General features: G+C 69.0%; 18 protein-coding genes. 6 read left to right on the forward strand and 12 right to left on the reverse strand.

The window, feature by feature from the left end; translation table 11 throughout:
* From GF068_RS09665 to GF068_RS09680, 4 genes are all read right to left on the reverse strand, one after another.
* Complete coding sequence (locus tag GF068_RS09665) at positions 1 to 3,045, reverse strand: TAT-variant-translocated molybdopterin oxidoreductase (RefSeq protein ID WP_153819017.1); 3,045 nt, start codon at positions 3,043 to 3,045, stop codon at positions 1 to 3.
* Positions 3,046 to 3,055: 10 nt separating this feature from the next.
* On the reverse strand, positions 3,056 to 3,703 hold the full coding sequence (locus tag GF068_RS09670; protein WP_153819018.1) for a cytochrome c3 family protein: 648 nt from the start codon (positions 3,701 to 3,703) through the stop codon (positions 3,056 to 3,058).
* A 197-nt stretch (positions 3,704 to 3,900) separates the two neighbouring features.
* Complete coding sequence (gndA, locus tag GF068_RS09675; protein WP_153819019.1) at positions 3,901 to 5,334, reverse strand: NADP-dependent phosphogluconate dehydrogenase; 1,434 nt, start codon at positions 5,332 to 5,334, stop codon at positions 3,901 to 3,903.
* Positions 5,335 to 5,435: 101 nt separating this feature from the next.
* Complete coding sequence (locus GF068_RS09680; protein ID WP_153819020.1) at positions 5,436 to 6,221, reverse strand: hypothetical protein; 786 nt, start codon at positions 6,219 to 6,221, stop codon at positions 5,436 to 5,438.
* A 131-nt stretch (positions 6,222 to 6,352) separates the two neighbouring features.
* Between GF068_RS09680 and GF068_RS09685 the strand changes: the two genes are divergently transcribed.
* On the forward strand, positions 6,353 to 7,099 hold the full coding sequence (locus tag GF068_RS09685; RefSeq protein ID WP_338046308.1) for a hypothetical protein: 747 nt from the start codon (positions 6,353 to 6,355) through the stop codon (positions 7,097 to 7,099).
* Here the strand turns inward: GF068_RS09685 and GF068_RS09690 are convergent.
* From GF068_RS09690 to GF068_RS09700, 3 genes are all read right to left on the reverse strand, one after another.
* On the reverse strand, positions 7,073 to 7,723 hold the full coding sequence (locus GF068_RS09690; protein WP_153819021.1) for a hypothetical protein: 651 nt from the start codon (positions 7,721 to 7,723) through the stop codon (positions 7,073 to 7,075). The two genes, GF068_RS09685 and GF068_RS09690, sit on opposite strands and share 27 nt — an antisense overlap.
* Complete coding sequence (locus GF068_RS09695; protein WP_206079426.1) at positions 7,720 to 8,988, reverse strand: hypothetical protein; 1,269 nt, start codon at positions 8,986 to 8,988, stop codon at positions 7,720 to 7,722. The genes GF068_RS09690 and GF068_RS09695 overlap by 4 nt, the downstream gene beginning before the upstream one ends.
* A gap of 155 nt (positions 8,989 to 9,143) precedes the next feature.
* Complete coding sequence (locus tag GF068_RS09700) at positions 9,144 to 9,557, reverse strand: SpoIIAA family protein (protein ID WP_240806821.1); 414 nt, start codon at positions 9,555 to 9,557, stop codon at positions 9,144 to 9,146.
* Between the two features lie 246 nt (positions 9,558 to 9,803).
* On the opposite strand from GF068_RS09700, the gene GF068_RS09705 reads away from it, so the two are divergent.
* From GF068_RS09705 to GF068_RS09715, 3 genes are all read left to right on the forward strand, one after another.
* Positions 9,804 to 10,148 (forward strand): helix-turn-helix domain-containing protein, encoded by a 345-nt coding sequence (locus GF068_RS09705; protein ID WP_170319381.1) that lies wholly within the window; start codon positions 9,804 to 9,806, stop codon positions 10,146 to 10,148.
* A gap of 248 nt (positions 10,149 to 10,396) precedes the next feature.
* On the forward strand, positions 10,397 to 10,738 hold the full coding sequence (locus GF068_RS09710; RefSeq protein ID WP_153819024.1) for a helix-turn-helix domain-containing protein: 342 nt from the start codon (positions 10,397 to 10,399) through the stop codon (positions 10,736 to 10,738).
* A 111-nt stretch (positions 10,739 to 10,849) separates the two neighbouring features.
* Positions 10,850 to 11,680: a phosphoinositide-specific phospholipase C-related protein gene (locus GF068_RS09715; RefSeq protein ID WP_153819025.1), complete on the forward strand. Its 831-nt coding sequence runs from the start codon at positions 10,850 to 10,852 to the stop codon at positions 11,678 to 11,680.
* 13 nt (positions 11,681 to 11,693) lie between these two features.
* Here GF068_RS09715 and GF068_RS09720 read toward each other — a convergent pair whose 3' ends face one another.
* The 5 genes from GF068_RS09720 to GF068_RS09740 all read right to left on the reverse strand — a co-directional run bounded on the left by GF068_RS09720 (position 11,694) and on the right by GF068_RS09740 (position 18,551).
* Complete coding sequence (locus GF068_RS09720) at positions 11,694 to 12,953, reverse strand: MFS transporter (RefSeq protein WP_153819026.1); 1,260 nt, start codon at positions 12,951 to 12,953, stop codon at positions 11,694 to 11,696.
* A gap of 96 nt (positions 12,954 to 13,049) precedes the next feature.
* A complete protein-coding gene (locus GF068_RS09725) occupies positions 13,050 to 13,667 on the reverse strand; it encodes a DsbA family oxidoreductase (protein ID WP_153819027.1) in 618 nt (205 codons plus the stop codon).
* A complete protein-coding gene (locus tag GF068_RS09730; RefSeq protein WP_153819028.1) occupies positions 13,660 to 15,513 on the reverse strand; it encodes a L,D-transpeptidase in 1,854 nt (617 codons plus the stop codon). The genes GF068_RS09725 and GF068_RS09730 overlap by 8 nt, the downstream gene beginning before the upstream one ends.
* Before the next feature lie 27 nt (positions 15,514 to 15,540).
* Positions 15,541 to 16,881 (reverse strand): DUF1552 domain-containing protein, encoded by a 1,341-nt coding sequence (locus tag GF068_RS09735; RefSeq protein WP_153819029.1) that lies wholly within the window; start codon positions 16,879 to 16,881, stop codon positions 15,541 to 15,543.
* Entirely contained in the window at positions 16,878 to 18,551 is a 1,674-nt protein-coding gene (locus tag GF068_RS09740; protein ID WP_153819030.1) for a DUF1592 domain-containing protein, read from the reverse strand. Before GF068_RS09740 ends, GF068_RS09735 begins: the two co-directional genes overlap by 4 nt.
* A 133-nt stretch (positions 18,552 to 18,684) precedes the next feature.
* Here GF068_RS09740 and GF068_RS09745 point away from each other — a divergent pair, with 133 nt between their 5' ends.
* The gene (locus tag GF068_RS09745) at positions 18,685 to 19,503 is read left to right on the forward strand and encodes a hypothetical protein (RefSeq protein ID WP_153819031.1); all 819 of its coding nucleotides are present in this window, start codon (positions 18,685 to 18,687) and stop codon (positions 19,501 to 19,503) included.
* The gene (locus tag GF068_RS09750) at positions 19,493 to 19,930 is read left to right on the forward strand and encodes a hypothetical protein (RefSeq protein ID WP_153819032.1); all 438 of its coding nucleotides are present in this window, start codon (positions 19,493 to 19,495) and stop codon (positions 19,928 to 19,930) included. The genes GF068_RS09745 and GF068_RS09750 overlap by 11 nt, the downstream gene beginning before the upstream one ends.
* The last annotated feature ends 27 nt before the right edge of the window (positions 19,931 to 19,957 follow it).

Genomic DNA, 19,957 nt, shown 5'->3' on the forward strand with positions numbered 1-19,957 from the left:
TCAACCCACCTCCGGGTTCGGGTTCTTGATCATGGCGAGGTACCGAATACGCGGCTGGGTGCCGAGCTCGTGCAGGACGCCAAAGCTGCGCGGCTCCTCGCGCCAGCGGACCATGTCGGTCTCCCCGTGCGCGAGCGAGCCGAAACGAATGGCGCGCGTCGGGCAGGCCTCCTCGCAGGCCGTCTTGACCTCGCCCGGTCGGATGCTCCTGCGCTCGATGCTGGCGTCGATCTCGGCGCGCCGGATGCGCTGCACGCAGAACGTGCACTTCTCCATCACGCCGCGCTCGCGGACGGTGACGTCGGGGTTTTTCTGGAGCGTACGAATCTCGCTATTGTACTCCGGCTTCTCCTCGATCCAGTCGAACCAGTTGAACCGCCGCACCTTGTAGGGGCAGTTGTTCGAGCAGAACCGCGTGCCGATGCAGCGGTTGTACACCATCTCGTTGAGCCCGTCGGGGCTGTGGACGGTGGCGTTCACCGGACAGACGTACTCGCAGGGCGCCTTTTCGCAGTGCTGGCACAACATGGGCTGATGGACGACCTCCGGCGCGTCGACCTCGCCCGTGTGATACGTGTCGATGCGGAGCCAGTGCATCTCGCGGCTGCGGAGGACGCCCTCCTTGCCCACGACGGGGATGTTGTTCTCGGCCTGGCAAGCGACGACGCACGCGCTGCAGCCCGTGCAGATCGACGTGTCGATGCTCATCGCCCACTGATCGCCCTCATGATGGACCGTGGGCAAAATCGAGAGCACGGGGCCCTTGTGCTCGTGGGCGAAATGCGGATGCGCGCGGTACGCGTCGAGCGTCGCGGAGAGGGCGATCGGCCGGTCGTGCAAATCCCAGTGTTTCTGGGTCTGCGCGAGAGGGTATCTCTCGCCCGTGGGCCGCACGGTCGCGCCGTGGACGAAGGTTCGGCCGTACCGGCGGAGCGGCTGGACGTTTTTCCCGACACCCTCGGCGACGGGCAGGCCCGACCGGCCATACCCGAGGCGCAAGGAAATGGCCCGGTCGGCGTGGCCCGCCATGACGAAGACCGGCAACACGACGGTCGCGTGCGGCGGCGGGTTCGTCGTGATCACCGCCTGCGTCGGATCGACGAAGGGCAGCGTGATCTCCACGAGGTCTTCATTCGCGACGCCGAGCTCGCTCGCCGTGCGGACGCTCATGAGCGCCGCATTGTCCCAGGTGATCTTCGTCGTGGGATCGGGGAGCTCCTGGAGCCACGGGTTGTTCGCGAACTGGCCGTCGTGGACGCGGTAATCCCGGTAAAACCCGAGCTCGTACCGATCGGGGAGCGGCGGCGGCGCGGCGGCGAGGGCCGCGAGGGCGGCGGTGATCCCTTGCGGGGATAGATCGGCCCGGGCGGGCGGCGCCTCGGAGCCCGGCAAGAAGCCGCGTTGCAAGGTCGCCTCCCACTTGGCCTCGAAATTGGCCTCGCCGAGCAGCGCCCGCCAGCGCTCCCGCACGAGCCCGTGCGCATTCGCGTACGTATCGCCGAGCATCACGGCGAGGAGCTCGGACTCGGTCCGCCCGCCGAAGAGCGGGCGAATGAGGGGCTGCACGACGGACGCGGTGCCGTCCCCCGCGCGGCCGTCGGCCCAGGATTCTAGGTAATGTGTGCCCGGGACGAACCATGTGGTCCGCGCGCCGGTCTCGTCCATGTAGAGGCCGAGGTAGACGCTCTGGCGGACCTTGCCGAGCGCCGCTTTGAAATCGAGATCGCCCGGCGCGGCGTACACGGGGTTGCCACCCAGGATGACGAGCGTGTCGACCGCGCCGGCGTGCATTTCCGTGACGAGCGCGGCGAGGCCCTGCCCGGCCGTCCCGGGATCCCAGAGAATGGGATCGGTCATGGTGACCGTGGAGCCCATGGCGCCGAGGACGGAGTTCAAGAGAGCGCCGAGGGCGTGCACGTGCGAAGGTTGTCTGTCGCCGACGACGACGAGGCCGCCCCTGCCCGCGCGGACGAGGTCTCGCGCAATGGCGCCGACGAGGGCCCGCTCCTCGCGGCCAAGGAAGGGGCGTAGCGCCGTGACGATTTCGGGCGATACGGCCGAGGGCGGCTTTCCTCCGAGGAGGATCTCGGCCGCGAGGGCCGCGGCGAACGTCCCGATCTCGCTCGAACGCCGGCGGAGCTTGTGATCCGCGACGGTGCCCGTGCAGCTCGGCAAGCTCTCGACGACGTAGAGCCGGTTCATCGTGGGGTCCGGCCAGCCCGGGCGGCGGCGCTCCGCGAAATGGCGCGAGTACCGCAAATGCATGCCCTGCCCGTCGAGGAAGTCGGAATCGAGCGAGACGATGACGGAGGCATTCCGGAGATCGAGCTGGGGCGTGAGCGGCCGACCGAAAGCGAGCAGGCCTCCCCGGCTCGGCTCGCTCGTGTCCAGGGACGAATGCACGGTGACGCGCGCGGCCGGATAAGCCGTGAGCAGCCGATCGAGCAGGCTCGTGAGGAGCGGCGAGGCCGTGGGCTCGATCAGGATACGCAGCCCGGCGCCACGATCGGCGCGCGGGCGCGCGAGCTCCGCCGCGAGCGCTTCCCACGGGCGCAGCGCGCCATTTTGCGTGATGGCCCGCGCACGGTGCGGGTCGTAGAGGCCGAGGATGGACGCCTGCTCGAGCGCGCCCGCCGCGCCGAGGCTGGCCGGATGCTCGGGGTTGCCCTCGATCTTGATGGGCCGCCCCTCGCGGCTCTCGACGAGCAGGCCCGTCGCGAGCCCGTCGAGCGTCATGCTCGTCGCGTAATACCGGGACAGACCCGGCGTGACCTCGGGCGTACGGTAGGTGTACGGGAGGATCTTCTCGACGGGGTCCTTGACGCAGCCCGTGACGCCCGCGAGCGCCATGCTCGCGCCGAGGAGCTTCAGGAAGCTGCGGCGCGAGGGTTCGTCCGGACGCTCGTCCACCCCCTCGGGAAACTCCCTTTGCCTGTCCTCGGGAGGCGCCCCCTCGGAGACGAGCTCGGCGAGGCTGCGCCAGTAATCGCGGCCCGTCTTGCCTGCGAGGATCTTCTCCCAGAGCGCGCGTACGTCGTTGCCCAAAGGTGCTCTCCTATCGATGGCAGGCGGTGCAGGTGGTGATGCTTCGAACGCCGTATTCGCGTACCAGGTACGGCCCGAGGGCAGATTGATCGGCGGACACCCAGGTCATGTCGGTGATGCGGTCGAGCGGCCGGACGAACCTCTCCGGCTGCCTGTGGCATTCGAGGCACCACTGCATGCTCAGATCGGCGACCTGGTAGACGCGGCCCATCTCGTCGACGCGGCCATGGCAAGTGACGCACCCGACGCCCTTGTTCACGTGGATCGCGTGATTGAAATAGACGTAGTCGGGGACGTCGTGGACACGGTTCCACGGGATGGGCATGCCGGAGAAGTAGCTCCGCCGGACGGGCTCGAGCATGGGGCTCTGGTTCCAGACCTGGTTGTGACAACCCATGCAGAGGTCGGTCGAGGGGATGCCGGCCGTGGCGGATACGGTCGCCTCTTTATGGCAGTAGAGGCAATCGATACCGTCGTCCTGTACGTGGTGCCGGTGGTCGAACTCGACGGGCTGATCGATCTGATCGAGCTGCCGCCTCCAGTTCGGCGTGCGCACCCAGATCATGGGCGCGGCGACGAGCGCGCCCACGCCGCCGACGAGGCCGAGGAGCGCGATCCGGAAGGCCGTATTGGTCCAGGGACGAAAGAGTGCCGCCATCTCGTGCCTTCTCGGACGTCCGCACGGCGTGTGCGCCGCGGGCCCATCCAGCAGCATTCGATGCAAGCCGCGTGGCAGCGTTGCTGGCCCGGGCAAACAGCCGGCCGCCAGGGAGCCGGAAAGCAGGCGAGCGGAGATGAGCGGAGATGCGGGCGGGTGGGGCGAACGGAGCCCCCGAGGGAAAAGCCCTAATGCACTCAGCCGACGAGCGAGGGCCAGTCGGTGTGCACGGCGCCGAGCTCCGGTTTGTCCACGCGCTCGTAGGTGTGGGCGCCGAAGTAATCGCGCTGGGCCTGGGTCAGGTTCTGCGGCAGGCGCGCCGAGCGATGGCTGTCGTAATAGGCGAGGCTCGACGAGAACGCGAGGCACGGAATGCCGAGTCCCTGCGCGAACGCGACGGCCTTGCGGAAGCCGGGCTGCGATCGGGCCATCGCCTCGCGAAAACGATCGTCGAGGAGCAGGCTCGGGAGATCGGCGCGCTTCGAATACGCCTCCCGGATGCCGCCGAGGAGCTCGGCGCGGATGATGCACCCGCCCCTCCAGATGCCCGCGATCTCGCCGAGCGGCAGATCCCAGCGGAACGTGTCCGAGGCGGCGCGGAGGAGGGCCATGCCCTGGGTGTAGGAGCAGATCTTGGCGGCATACAGGGCGTCGTGCACGGCCGCGACGATCTCGGCCTCGTCGCCCTGAAAGCCCCCCGCCTTCGGCCCTTCGAGGACCCGCGCGGCCTCGATACGCTCGTTTTTCCGGCCCGAGAGGAGGCGCGCCATGATGGCGGCGTCGATCGTGGGAATGGCGACGCCGAGGTCGAGCGCGACCTTCGACGTCCAGAGGCCCGTGCCCTTCTGACCCGCCTTGTCGAGGATGAGATCGACGAGCGGCGCGCCCGTCTCGGCGTCCTTCGCGCGGAAGATCTTGGCCGTGATCTCGATGAGGAACGAGGAGAGGACGCCCTCGTTCCAGCGCGCGAAGACCTCGGCGAGGCGATCGGCGGAGAAGCCGAGGCCGCGGTGGAGGATGTCGTAGGCCTCGGCGATGAGCTGCATGTCGCCGTACTCGATGCCGTTATGGACCATTTTCACGAAATGGCCCGACCCGCCGGGGCCGATGTACGTGACGCAGGGGCCGTCGTCGACCTTCGCGGCAATGGCCTCCCAGACGGGGCGGATCTCCTCGTACGCGTCACGCTCGCCGCCGGGCATGAGCGAGGGGCCCCAGAGCGCGCCCTCCTCGCCGCCCGAGACGCCGGAGCCGACGAATCGAATGCCAGACGCGGCGAGCTCCTTCTGGCGGCGCTCGGTGTCCTCGTACCAGGAATTGCCGCCGTCGACGATGATATCGCCGGGCTCGAGGTGCGGGCGGATCTGCTCGATCGTCCAATCGACGGGCTGGCCTGCTTTCACGAGCAGGATGATCTTGCGCGGACGTTCGAGGAGCCGCGCGAGCTCGGCGGGGCTGTGCGCCCCGAAGAAACGCAGCCCCTTCGCGCGCGTGGCGAGCAGGTGGTCGACCTTTTCGGGTTCGCGGTTGTAGACGGCGATGGGAAAACCATGCCGCTCGATGTTGAGGGCGAGGTTCTCTCCCATCACCCCGAGGCCGACGAGGCCGATCTTCGCTCGAGCCGCTTCCATGTCCTCCTCCGGTTCCCCAGGTCCCTCCCGGGCGGCGCTACTCTAGCAGCTCGCCCGGGAGGTGTCTTCGACGGAGAAGGACACGGAGCGCCGTTGCGACGTCACATCCCGTCGCAGATCGGGGCGGGCTCGGGGGCGCAGGTCTTCGCCATCGCGTCGCAGTTGCCGCTCTGGCACTCGTCGAAGAACGTGCAGGCCTCGCCGTCGGCCTTGCGGGCCGTGCAGACGCTGGCCATGAAGTCGCAATACGAGTCCTTGCAGCCGCCCCCGCTGCACGCCTCGCCGAGGGCCTTCTTCTCCTCGCACATGTTGGACGAGAAGCTGCAGTAACCCGTGGCGCATTCGTCGTCGAACGAGCACGCCGCGCCGACAGCGCCGGGCGCCCCGCATTTACCGTCCTGCATGCTGGAATCGCCCAGGCACACGGAGGTCGCGCCCGCACACTCGGTGTCATTGGCGCAATCGCCGCCGTCGGCCACCTTGCCCGCGAAGACGTTCTCGCATTCGGGGTCGGGCGCGGCGCCGAGCGTGCCACAATCCACCTTGGCGAAGCAGGACGCCGCCAGCGCCCCGTCGTATTCGAGCCGGCCAGCCGCCACGGCCGCCTTGAGGTCCGCGAGCACGCTCATGTCGTAGAAGGCCTTGAAGCTCTGCACGCACTCGGCCTCGTTCGTGGGCTTGGGCATGAGGTTCGCGAACACGGTATCCATCTCGGCCATGGTGCAGCAGGAGTAGACCTGCTCGCAGAATGCCTCGGCCGTCCTGGTGCCGAGGTCGTCGAGGGCGACGGGGGGCGTGTTATTGCCGCCAGTCGTATTGTTCGTGTCGTCGCCGCAACCGACGAGAGAAGCAGCCCCGACGAGGGCCAGCGCAAACAAGGAAGTCACGATTCGGTTCATGGTTCGTCTCCTGCCCGGGCGCCTCGTCCTTCGGAGCAGGCGCGCGGTCGTATCGGGCTAGCACGCGCGAGGCGAGATGGAAAGGCGGAGCAAGAACCCGGGCGTGCTAAGCTCCAGAGGTGAACTTTCTCCTGCACAGGCACCTCGCGGAGGCGCATACGGGATCCCGCGCGGCCGGCGCGGGCGCGATGCTGCCGGACCTGTGGCGAATGGCGGACAGGCGCGTCCGGCCGCGTGATTCCGTCGAGGTCGGAGCCTCGCTCGAAGGGCGGCTCCCGGAGGTGCTCGCGGGGATCCGCCACCACGTCGCGGTCGACCATTGGTTCCATCACCACCGGGTCTTCCTCGAAGGAGAGAAGCTCGTCGCGGCGCGAATGCGCGAGGCCGAGCTCGAGGCGAAACGAATGGGGCTCCTCGCGCACGTCACCTGGGAGATGTGCCTCGACGGCGCGCTCCTGCGCAAGGCGGGCTTCGAGGTGACACGCGCGGCCCTCGCCGAAGGGTTCTCGGCGATCGAAGGCGAGCTCGAGCGCGCGGCGTCGATCCACCATTGGGGCGCGATCGAGCGGACGCCGGAGGAGCGCGCCGCCTTCGAGGCGCGCATGAAGAGGATCCGCGCGGAGCTCGAGCGGGGCCCGTGGATCGAGGGTTATCAATGGGGCGAGGGGATCGCGCTCCGCGTCTCCGGGGTGCGGGCGCGGCTCGGGCTGCCCCCGCTCGACGCGCCCGATCACGCGCGGCTCGGGCAGGCGCTCGACGGCGTGGCGCGCGAGGCGGACGCGACCCTGGAGGAGATCTTGCGGGCGCCACCTCCGCTCGGCGACCCGCGTCCCATCGATTCAGCGTTTCTTCCGCCTCGAGCGTGAGCTCCGGAAGGGAAAACGAAATCGCGGTTTTTGATCGATCCGTTCTCCCTCGCGGAGCCACGAGGAGGGATCGGCGAAGCCGGCCATCCAGGGCAAACGCTTGTAGGCGAGGAAGACGAGCTCGCCGCCGCGGATGCCCGCGTCGAGGCGATCCTGCCAGGCGCCGAGGAGCCGCGGATCGAGCTCGGGGTTCGTGGAGAAAAACGTCCCCTCCTCGATTCGCTCCGGGAAACGGAAACACGCGCCGCCCGAGACGCAGACGGGGTGGAAGAGCGCCTTTGCGATGCGCGCGATGGCGGGGGCGCGCTCCTCTTCGGGGAGCGCGAGGACGTCGAGGCTCGCGCGCGCCACGACGACGAGCGCGAACGAGCGGCCCTCGACGATCGAGAGGTGCAGATCGTCCACGTCGTATTCGTGACGCAAGAGGTCCGGCGCGGCCTTCGTGGCGCGGTGGACGGCGCGCCGGACGGGGCGGCCGGCGTCGTAGGGGCTCATTCCCTGGGCAAACAGGGTGCGGGCCCAGTGCCTCGACTCGGCGAGGGCCTGGCCGGGCACGTCGGCCCGCCCTTCGAGATCGTCGAACCCCTCGGATTTCGCCTGTTCGATGTCGTCGAGCCATTTCATTGAAATCGCCTCGCGAAACGACGGAAAAATGAGCGGACACGATCGCGCCCGGGCTCCTGCCTCCGGGGAGGCTCGCCGCCCCGGTAGCGCTGCACGATCTTCTCGACCCGAAACCCCTCGTCCGGGAGGAATTCGACCCAGACGAGGCCCCAGAAGACCTTGAGGATGTCGTGCCTGGAGGAGAGCACGCCGACGCCGCCACAATAATAGCGGGTCAAGCCGCCGTGGGAGAACTCGAGGCACGCCTCGTACCGATTGAGGCCGGGGCTCGACCGCCCGTCAGGCAGGCGGGTATGGGAGGGCGGATAGGTTTTTCCTTCCACGACCGGCCCGTCCACGAGCGCGGCGCTGAGGCGCTTGCCGCCGACATGGATCGTCTTTGACAAACCCGCGCGGGGGTTCTTCTCCCAGTCGGCGACGAGGGGTTTGGCGCCGCCGCCCTCGTCCGGATCGGCCCAGACGACGAGGATACGCGCCTCGCCCGGCGCGCCGATCTGCGCCAGCATGCCCCGCACGAGGCGCACGATGGCCTGGCATTCGCCGGAGGCCGCGACGTGGTCGACCATCGGCCAGGCGCCGCCGACGTCGTTGAAATACCGCGGGTGGTCGTACTCCGCCGGCACGTCGGGGTTCGGGAGGAGGGCGTAATGCGGGAATCGGCGCAGGAAGCCCTCGACGATGGCGTGTGGATCCAGGCTGTTCGCTCTCTTCGCCCATTCCACGGCCTTCGCCACGCGCCGCGGGGTGGCTCCGTCCTCCTTGTAGGGCGCCGTGGGCTCGGACCTCGGCGGCCCCATCGTGACGAGCATGGGAATGGAGGTGACGGCGGGCGCGACGGCCATCGCGGGAGGCGCGGACCAGCGCACGTCGAACGAGAGATCCTCGATCCTGCGCGCGAGCGGACGCTCGGAGACGAGGGAGACCGAGGACCTCCCGGGAGAGACGGGCATGGTTTGTCGAAACAGGATCTCGCCCGGGCCCTCGCCTTCGAGCGTGAAGGGGCCCGGCGGCGCCGCGCCGGCGTCGAGGGTCACCTCGAGGCGAACCTTTTCGCCGAGGGTATGGCTCACGGGGACGCGGGCCTCGGGGGTCCACTCGGGCTCGGCGCAGGGCCTGTCGGACCACCGCCAGCCGCTCGGCTCGTCGCAGCCGCGCAGCGCGCCGTGATCGGAGTCGACGCGGATCGACTCGATTCGAATGGTGCTCTCCGGCCTCGGCGCGGACGTATCCCCTCCGCGCGGCGGCGCGCCGCTCGGCTCCCCCACGATGGCCTCCCGGGGCGCGACGCGAGGCCTGGAGGAGCCATGCTCTCCAGGCCGCTACGGCGCCCTCACGGGAAACCTCCGGTCGAGCCCCCCCGGTCGTCAATGGGGCGGCGGAGCGGGCAGAGCCGCGCGCGCGGGGCGCGGAGAACATGAATTCAGCGGGGGGCTTCGTGCCTCGCCCGCTCGGATTCCAGGTAGTCGCGCCCTTCCTCTGGCGTGTCGAAGAAACGAAGCGGAATGCCGTGCCGCAGGAGCGCGTCCGTGGCGCGGTTCAGCATCGTGCCGAGGACACGCACCGCGAACGAGGCGCCGACGACGGCGATGCCGCGGATCGCCCTGGCGCCCTGGGCCTCGCGGACGGCCCAGACGCGCGCGTCGCGGGCGACGGAGACGGAGTGCGCGCTGTCGAAGAGGCAATAGACCCCGGGCACCTCGCGCCCCATCTCGTCGATGCGATCGTAGAGCGCCTTCATGTCGTCGAGCGAGACGTCGCCGCTCCAGCGCACGACGAGGATCGACCCCTCGCGCTTGGCCCAGTGCGCCCCCATCCTCGCGAAGCCGGCATCCATGGTCGACACGTGGAACGAGGATACACGCTCGCGCGTGGTCATGGAAGGAGGCGCGAACCCATGACGAACAATGTCCTACCACCTGCAATTCGCGCGTGACGAGTTCGTCCAATGGATGCAAGATGGACTCGTTGGTTGGGCGCGGCGCGACGGGGAGCGTCGCCGGGCGCCCGAACCCTGAGAGATCCCGGCACAGGAGGGCCGGTCGGGGATCCTTTGTCCGGATCGCCCGAGAACCACATCATCATGCCGCGACGAACCGTTCCCGAGCCGTTTGCACTCAAGGTGGGCACCCGTATCCGCGAGCTGCGCAAGGAGCGCGGATTGTCGCTCGGAAAGCTCGCCGACGCCTGTTATCTGTCGAAGGGGCACCTCTCGAGCGTCGAGCACGGGCTCGCCGCCATCACGATCCAGACGATCGAGCGCCTCGCCTTCGGCTTCGGCGTGCCCCCGCTCTACCTGCTCACGTTCGCCGCGGACGACGAGCGCGCCAAGACGGCGGAGCTGCTCCGCGGGATGTCGAACGCCGAGGTGCGCAAGATCCGCCGCCGGATCCAGGAGGAGACCGGCGCCCGCGTCAAGCGCGGGTAGGACCGAAATCGTCCTATCTTGCCCGGCGCGTCCTGCCACGGCGCGTCACGGCGCGCCGGGCAGGCTAGGACGAATTACGTCCGATCGAGGAGCCTTTTTCAGTTCTCCGTGCGTCCGAGGACGTGCATAGTAGCTGGCCCGTGTGATCCGGTCGAGAGACACGGGCGACGATTACGACGAACCTTACGACTTACCGGCCCATTTCGCCGGTCGGGCCGCCTTTTTTTGGCCCGAGAAAGACGAGGACCATGCCCCGACGATCCGTTCCCGATCCGTTCGCGATGCAGGTGGGCGCCCGTATCCGTGAGCTGCGCCTCGAGCGAAACCTGTCCCTCGCCGCGCTCGCCGACGCGAGCGGGCTGTCGAAAGGCCACCTCTCGAGCGTGGAGCACGGGCTCGCCGCCATCACGATCCAGACGATCGAGCGACTCGCGATCGGCTTCGATCTGCCGCCGCTCTACATCCTGACCTTCGCGGCCGAGGACGAGCGCGCCCACGCGACGGAGCTGCTCCGCGACCTCTCGAACGCCGAGGTGAAAAAGATCCGCCGGCAGCTCCAGGTGGATCTCGGCCTCAAGAAGGCGCGCTGAGCGAGCGCCCCCAGGCGTTGAAACAAGGTGACGATCCCGTGTACGCTCGAAGGCGTGCACGGGACGCGCTTTTTGCTTCGAGCTTTGCTTTTCACCACTTCCTTCGGGCTCTTGGCCTGCGGTCCCGCGGATCCGGCGAACCCGGACCCGGGGCCCGGCGAGCCCCCGCCGCCCTCCGAATGTAATGGCCGCAGAGAGCTCTGCGACCGGCCCTTCGACACGGTGTCGTTCCCCGCGACGCACAACGCCATGTCGTCGTTCGAGCTCGGCTGGGCCGCGCCGAACCAGAACTTCGGCATGAAACGGCAGCTCGAGGACGGCATCCGCGCGATGCTGATCGATACCCACCGCTGGAACGACGATCTCTACCTCTGCCACTCGATCTGCCAGCTCGGGAGTACCCCGCTCGCGACCGCCCTCGCCGAAATGCGCGCCTTCCTCGACGAGCACCCGCACGAGGTCGTGACGCTCATCATCCAGGACGGGATCACGCCCGAGGAGACGGCCGGCGTGTTCGAGGCGAGCGGCCTCTCGGGGCGCGTCTACACGCACGAGGAGGCCGCGCCGTGGCCGACGCTGCGGGAGCTCTTGCTCGACGGAAAACAGCTCGTCGTGGGCGCCGAATCCGAGGGCCCGCCGCCCGCGTGGTATCACCACTTCTGGGACCTCGCCTGGGACACGCCGTATTCGTTCGAGAGCGTGGAGGACATGAGCTGCGCGCCGAACCGGGGGACCCAAGGGAACGATCTGTTCCTCCTGAACCACTGGATCGGCCCGATCCCGACGCCCGAGCGAGGCGAGGCGGCGAATGCGTACGAGGTGCTGTCGACGCGCGCGAAAAAATGCCAGATGGAGGGCGGGCAGATCCCGAATTTCGTCGCGGTGGACTTTTACGATCTGGGTTCGCTCTTCCAGGTGGTGGACGAGCTGAACGGGTTTTGATGCCCCGCCTCCCCTACCCCCGCTCCGAAGCCGGCGCCGCCTGCCTTTGCAACAGGAGCGCGACGCCGAGCAACATCGCCGCCCCGGCGGCCGCGCCGAGGAACGGGGAGACCGGCCCCACGCGGTTGTACATGAAGCCCCACGTGGCAGGCCACACCGTCCGCGCCCAGCTCCCGGTCGATTGCGCATAACCGAGCACCGTGCCCCGCTGATCCTCACGCGCATACAGCGACGCCAGGGACGAAATGGAGGGGTTGTTGATCGCCACCCCCACCCCGATGAGGACGTTCGCGAGGACCATCATCCACGGCTGCATCGAGAACGCAGCGCAGAGCATCCCGGCGAGCATGAGCGCGCCGGCGGCCTCGATCAGCGTGAGCTCGCTGAAGCGGGCCGAGAGGCGCTTGATCAGAAAACCCTGAATCACGACCGCGGACACGCCGAAGATCGCGAACATGTACCCGACCTCCACCCCCGTCCATCCGAATCGATCGTGCGAGAGCAGCGGGAACGCGACGTTCAGGACCGTCATCGCCATGAACGTGTAGAAATACATCTGGAGGACCGCCGCGATCCGTTTGTCGGCGACGATCTCCGAGAAGGTCGCCTCCTTTCGCGGCTCGTCCCGCGTGGGGCCGCGATAGGCGGCGCCCCCCGCGCGCTCGGGCTCACGGACGGGCCGCGTCTCCGGCATGAGCGCGGCGGCGAGGAGGAGGTCGACGAAGGCCATCAACGCCGCCGCGATCGGCGGCGCCCAGAGCGCGATCTTCTCCGTCATGCCGCCGATCACCGGGCCCATGATCATCCCGAGCCCGATCCCCGCCCCGAGCCGCCCCATGGCCGCCGCCCGCTCGTGTTTTTCGGTCACGTCCGCGATGGCCGCCTGACACGCGGCGAGGTTGCCCGCCGTCGCCCCCGCGAGCAGCCGCGACACGAAGAGGAGCCAGAGCACCTGGAAGTGCACCGCCGCCGCGAAGAGCACCATGCTCAGGGCATTGCCGAAGAGGCTCAGCACGATCACCCGCCGGCGGCCGAACCGATCGGACAAACGCCCGAGGTGGGGCGTCGCGAGCGCCTGCGCGAATGAATAACTGCTTATGAGCAATCCCGTGACGGTGCCCGACCAGGCCTCGGACACCAGCGGCTTCACGTAAAACGGGAGCAGCGGAATCGTGATCCCGAACCCGACGAGGTCGAGGAACACGGTCACGATGACGACGAACAGGACGCGGTCGCGCACCTTCTCGCGCGCGGCCGCTTCGGCGGTGGGCATGGCTGTCAGCATCGGGAGGGACGTGGGGGGGCGTCCTATCCATGCCAGAAAGCCGCGCTCCTGTAAAGCGCGCTCAGGACGCCCGGCGAGGGAGGCTCAATCGCAGTGTCCGGCGCCGTCTGCGTTCAGAATACCAGCACGCAAGAACACTTCCAGGCGGCCCCGCTCGCCCATACCGAGCAGACGAGCCCCGCGCGGGGAGACGATGACCGGGATTCGCCGGTCGAAGGCCCCCTGCTCCCATTCTTTTTGCCAGCTCTCCAGGGTCCGTTTGTCGGCCTCCCCCACGACGAGCTCGGGCAAACCCGCGACGCGGCACAGCTCGTCGAGCACGTCTTTTTCGGAGATGTCACGGGCGTGCACCCACAGGGCGCGATAAAGGAGCGTCTTCAGCCCCTCCGCGCGCGCCGGGTCGTGCCTGCGCGCCGCCGCGATGAGCAGCGTCGCCCGCTCGGTGTTGGGCCGGGCCGGCGGGGTGCTGATGCTCATGACCGGCTCGCGTTGCCGCACGGATTGGACCTCGCGTTGCAGCTCCTCGCGCTCGGGGGTCGTGTTCTTCGCGGGGACGGGCAGGTTCGGCATGTGCCGGACGCCGCGCCATTCGACCCTGCGCTCCGCGCCGAGCTCGATCAGGCGCTCGTTCTGCGCGTGGCAAAAAGGGCAATTGAGGTCGCCGTAAAAGATGTAGGGCGCGGATTCGGCTGGCTCATTCATGGATGATCACCGTCGTCCCCTCCCCGAAATCCTCGCCCGCGTTCACCGCGTGCCACCCCTCGGGGACGGGCGGGTCGGTCCAGAGGAACACGCGGTGCGCGTCCACGGGGGAGAGGTTGATGCAGCCGTGGCTGCGCGGCGTGCCGAAGACGTCGTGCCAGTACGCCGCGTGTAATGCGTACCCGCTCTCGAAATACTGGATGTACGGGACGTCCCGGAGCTGGAACGTACCCTCGCCGCGGCGCCGCGTGACGCCGTATTCGCCGTCGCCCTTGCGCGGGATCTTCTCGTCGCCCCCGGCCGCGGGCTTGCCCTTCGGGGCCGCCGACTTCGCCGCGGGTTTTCCGCCCTTCGGGGCCTTGGGATCGGCCTTGCCGCCTTTCCCTTTGCCGCCGGCCTTCGGCGTCGTGGACTTGCCGCCGCCGGCGGGCGAATGCGACGCCGCGACGGTCGAGACCTTGGCGCCGCCGACGCTCGATCCCTCATTGGAATCCATGGTGGCCGTGATGTGCTTGTTGCGGATCTTGAACATGCCGCGCACCGTGGCCGTGGTCTTCTTCGGATCGTCGAGCCCGGCCTTGCCCGTGGAGACGAGCGTCGCATAAATGGGGCGCTTGCCCTCCCACATCACGAAGGTCTGGTTCGTGATGGAGATCTCGATCCATTTCTTGCCCTTCTCGGCGTCGTCGGGGAACGAGGCGGGCGGGACGGCGAGGCCGACGTCGAGCTGGCTGAGCCAGCGTTTGTCCTTCGTCCGGTAATACTTGACGCCCTCGACGATCTTCATCGTGCCGACGAGCGGGTGGATGCTGCGCCATTCGACGTCGTCCGCGGCAATGGCCTTGCCCTTGGAAATGCGGTACGTCTTGGCGCCCTGCGTGCGGATGAACGCGAGCGGGAGCGAGAACTCGTCCGTGAGCTCGACCCCGTGCCAGGGCGAGCCGAGGTCGGGCTTGACCTTGGTGTGGGGCGCGAGGCGCAGATCCGTGGTGATCACGAAGCGCCGATTCAGGCCCTCCTCGCCCGTGGGGAACGAGCCGATGAGCGAGAGGCCCGTGAAGCGGCGCGCCCGGTCGGCGAAGATCGCGAATTCCGGGACCTTGAAATCGCTGATGTTGGGGATGAGGCGCTTGCCGCCCTCGAGCCAGAACGGAATGGGATCCGCGTCCGTCTCGCCGCCGAGGAGCTGGCCGAGGGCGAGCTCCTGCGAGTTCTTGCCGAGCCCCATCTCGCCGATACGTTTCCCCGGAATGGGTACGCCCCGCTCGTCGATCGGGATGTCCGGCGCGCCGAGGACGACCTTGTTGATCGTGGCCTCGTTCTGCTGGTACCACTCGAGGTGCTCCTTGAGCTTGAACTCGGACTTGAACTGCTGCTCCGCCGTGGGGACACGGAGGTAGAGCGGGAGCACGGCCCGGACGAACCCATAACGATACGGCAGGGCCGCCTTGAGGTCCGGGCGCCTCGCGGCGGCCTTCAGGATCGGGCTCTCGAGGTCGGTCGTGGCGTCTTCCCCGGCGCACACGAAGCCCTTCGGGTGAATCTCGTACCAGCCGCCGGGACAACCGGCCTTGCCGACGGGCTCCTCCGAGCGGGCGACCTTGGCGCCGACGCGCAGGTAGCCGAGCTTCTTCGAGGTGTCGCGCGGCTCGGCGTAGACGGTCGTGACGAACGCGGTGATGCCGAGCAGCGGCTTGTCCGGGGGCGCCGGCGGCTCCGGGACCGAGTTCTGGCCTTGCGTGGCCTGCGGCGTGACGGCCGCGTCGTCAGCGACGCCGCCGTCGGTCGAGCCAGCCGCGCCGGGGCGCTTGCAGCCGAGGGCCGCGAGGCAGGCGAGGCCGGCCATGGTGAAGAGGGAATAACAGCGCATCCTTCAGACGAGCAGACCCGGTAATGGGCCATTACAATAGGCAGGGTTGCCGAACGTCGCGACGGGCACGCCCATCGCGTGGGCGAGGGTGATCAAGAGATCGTTGTGGTAGGCGCCTTCGAACTTGCGCCATCGGCCTGTGTTCAGCGCGCCGCCCGCGCCGCCGACGAGCAGGAGCGGGACGTCGCGGCGCGCGTGGGTGTTGCCCTGGGCGATGTCGGTGCACCAGAGGATGACGGTGTTGTCGAGGACCGTGCCGTCGCCCTCGGGCACGCTGTCGAGCTTCGCGCAGAGGTACGCGAGCTGCTGGGCATGCCAGTGGCCGATGTCGATGAGCATCTGCTGGCGCTTCGTGTCCCCGTCGCTCGAATGCGAGAGCGTGTGGTGCGGCTCGTCCTGGCCGAGCCACGTGAAGACCTTGCCCGTCTGCACCGTGGTCCACTGGATGCTCGCCACGCGCGTGAGGTCGCAGATGAGCGACATCGCGAGCAGGTCGAGCTGGACCTTGGCGATGGCCGGGTAGTTGTCGTTCTCCAGGGGCTCGACGGGGGCGCCGAGGACGGGCGGGTTGCAGGCGCCGCCGATGACCCCGGGCGCGTCGAGGCGCTTCTCGATCTCGCGAACGGCCTCGAGGTGCGCGTCGACCTTCATGCGGTCGCTCGCGCCGAGCCGCGTCGAGAGGCGCTGGTAGTCGCCGGTCACGGCGTCGAGCACGGTCCTCCTCTGCGCCCGGAGCTTGGCGAGGGCCTCGGGATCGGTGCCGAGGTCCGAGAAGATACGCTTGTAGGCCTCGTACGGGTCGTCCTCGGGCGGCACGGGTTGCCCGGGGCCGCGGTAGGAGATGCGGGCCGAGACGTTGGCGTACTGGACCTGCACGCCGAACTCGAGCGAGGGGAAACGTGTGGTCTGGCCGATCTGGTCCGCGAGGAACTGATCGAGCGAGATGCCCCCGCCCCAGCCGACCATCTTGCCCGGGTTGCAGGCGTACGGAAAGAGCGAGCCCTCCTGGAGCTCGGTGCCCGTCAGCGCGTGGCCGATGCCCTGCTGGTGCGGGTCGCCGGGGCCGTGGTAGGCCGACTCGTAGTCGACGCCTTCGAGCAGGATCGCCTTCTTCTTGAAGGGCTCGAGCGGCGCGAGGATGGGGCCGAAGCTGAAGTCGGTCCCGCTGCCCGTGGGGGTCCACGCGGGTTTGACCGTGCCGAGGCCCGTAAAAAACACGACAAAACGCTTCGGGAAGGCGGCCCCGCGGGCCGAATCGGCCATGGCCCCGAGGAACGGCAGGCCGACGGCCACGCCGCCGAGGCCGCGGAGGAGCGTGCGACGGCTCAGGGTGAGCTTTTTCATGGCGCCTGCGTCACGACGGCCCGGCGGTACCGGAACGCGTCGGTCTGGGTGAGGGCGACGAGCAGCTCCTTCACGTTGAAGCCGCTCGCCTCGAAGGCCTTCTGGAGCTCGTTCATCGAGCAACGATCGTCCTCGCCTTCGACGCGGCCGTAGGCGAAGCGGAACCACTGGGTGGCGACACACTGGCGGGCCTCCTCGCTCTGCGCGAGGCGCTGCCCGAGCTCGACGACCCCGTGGAAGGGCCCGTCGATGTTGCGGGTGTCGACGAGCTCGCCCGAGTCGTCGACGGGCAAGCCCTGGTCGGTGTCGCGGTAGAGGCCGATGCCGTCGTAGTGCTCGAAGCCGAAGCCGACGGGGTCCATCTTGACGTGGCAACCCGCGCAGGCGTCGTTCTCCGAGTGCTCGGCGAAGCGCTCGCGCGTCGTGGCGTCGGGCCGGACCTCGGGCGCGTTGAAGGCGGCGTTGTTCGGCGGCGGCGGCAGGATCTGGCAGAGCAGGCGCTCGCGGACGAACTTGCCGCGGTGCACGGGCGAGGTCTGGTTCGGCTTGCCCGTGGCGGCGAGCACGCTCGCGTGCGTGAGGATGCCCGAGGCCCTCGTGGGATCGAGCTCCACGCGCTCGAAGCTCTGCGTCGCCGGGGCATCCTCGACGCCGTAAAACGAGGCGAGCTCCGCGTTCAGCATCGAGTAGCTGGCGGTGAAGACGCTGCCGATGTCGCCCTCGCCCTCGAAGATGACGTCCTCGAGGAAGGCCAAGGTCTCGGCCCGCCAGAGCGGGCGCAGGCCCTCGTAGTACTTGGGGTACGCGGAGGCGTCCTTCTTGATGTTGTCGATGTGATTGAGGCCGAGCCACTGGGCATTGAAATTCGCCACGGCCTCGCGCGCCCGCGGATCGTCAAGCATGCGGCGCGCCTCCGCCTCGACCTCCTCCTTCGTGCCGAGGCGCCCCTCGTCCGCGGCGGCGAAGAGGGCCTCGTCCGGCATCGTGCCCCAGAGCATGTACGAGAGGCGCGAGGCGACCTCGTGGTGCGTGAGGGGCACGACGTCGGCCTCGACAGGGTCGGGCATTCCGAACTCGACGCGGTAGAGGAAGTGCGGCGACTGGAGCAACACCTGGAGGACGAGCTCGATCCCCTTCACGAACCCGCCCTCGCCGAGCCCCCACGAGAACACGCCCTGAAGGCGCGTGACCTCGTCGTCGGTGAGGGGCCTGCGGTAGGCGCGGCGGCCGAAGGTCTGGATGAACGTGGTGGCGCACGCCTGGTCCCCCATCGTCCCGGGGTCACAGGGCACCAGGGCGCCGAGGTCTTGCACGGCGCGGGCGGCGATCTGTTCGGCCGCGACCATGTACTGCTCGGCGAGGATCTGCGTGACGCCGAGGGCCGTGGCCTGGTTGTCGAAGCCCATGGCCTCCTCTTCGGGCACGAAGCTCGAAGCGGGCTGGGTGTCGTCGCCGACGAGGTCGCGGACGGTGTTGTTGTACTCGAACCGGGTCATGCGCCGGATGGGCGATTTGCCCGGGATCGTGCCGATGCACTGGAAGGCGGGCGCCTCCGCGGTGTGCTCGCCCGGCGGGTCGCCGATGTGGCCCGAGCAGGCCGCGAGCGACGCCGCCCCGCCGAGGGCGAGGGCGCCACCGAGGAGCCATGGCAAGCGCGCAGCGTAGGTCATGGGCGAAGGATCCGCGGGGGCTTGGCCGCGGCCTCCGGAGAGTAGAAGAAGGTGGGCTTCGCGTCGATATTTTCCTGATGCCGATCGCGTGCTTCGCCTCGACGAAGAAGGAGAGATCGCTACCCTGCGGCCCGTGCCCTCCCGGGGAAAACACCGCGTCGCCGTGGCGCTCGCGACCGCAGCCGCGGTCGCCGCGGCCAGCGCCTCCGCAGCCGCCGCCGATCCCGCCTCGCCGGTCGGGGGCACGTTGCGCTTCGGGGTCGAGGTCGCGGGGCGCTCCTTCGCCTACTCCGACCCGCTGAAGGTCGCCACGAACCTCAGGCCCTACGACGTCGCCGGCGTGCCGCTGCTCCGCCTCGGCGGCGAGCTCAGGCCCCTGCAGTGGACGCGCGTGTCCGTGCTCGAAGACGTGGGGATCACGGGCGAGTACACGTTCGCGCCGTACCTCTCGTCCTCCGTGACGGCGGGCGCCGACATCCGGACGAGCTGGGATCGTGGGAGCGTCGGGCTGCGGGTGCCGATCCGGCTCGGGCGCGGCGAGCACGCGGCGGTGGTCGCGCCGGTCGTCGGGTACGGCTGGCTCGACTTTTCGTTCCAGGAGACCGGGCCCCTCGCGGCGGAGATCCCGACCGTGGGCTACCGGATGCTGCGCGTGGGCGTCGACGGGCGCCTGCGGCTGAAGGGGCCGGTGACGCTCCTGGGCGCGTTCGAGTACCTGGAGCCCGTCTCCGGCGGCGCGCTCTACGAGCGGTTCCGCGACGCGACGATCGGGGGGATCGACACGAGCCTCGGCCTCGCGCTCGCCGTCACGAAGGGGGCGGAGGTCTCGCTCTCGGTCGCCTACACGCGCTTCTTCTCGACGTTCGTGCCTGTGCCCGGCGACGCCTACGTGGCCGGCGGGGCGCTCGATCAATTCGTCAGCGTGAAGCTTGGGATCGACTATGCCCCGTGACGTCCGTGCCCGAAGGCGCGCGCTCGGCTCCGCGCTCGTGCTGCTCGTGATCACGCTCCTCGCCTCCGGCTGCCCCGGCCGGCTGGAAGACCCGGACCGCTTCCTCGACGGCGGCGGGTTCACCTGCCCGGACGTCGTGACGGAGCTCTTCCCGCAGCGCTGCGGCGGCTCGATCTGTCACGAAGGCGCGGAGCCGGCGGCGGGGCTCGATCTGGTCGCGGAGGGCGTCGTCGAGCGGCTCGTCGACAAGATGGGGCGCGACTGTCCGGGCATCCTCGTCGACCCGGTGGTGCCGGAGTCGAGCTTGCTCTACGAGAAGCTCTTGCCCTTGCCGAGCTGCGGATCGCCGATGCCGATCGGAAAGCCGACGCTGACGGCCGAGGAGCTCGCCTGTGTGCGGGACTGGATCTCGGCGCAGACCCCGTAGGCCGGGCGGCCGATCAGAGGTATACGA

The sequence above is a fragment of the Polyangium spumosum genome (assembly GCF_009649845.1).
GTDB lineage: Bacteria > Myxococcota_A > Polyangia > Polyangiales > Polyangiaceae > Polyangium > Polyangium spumosum.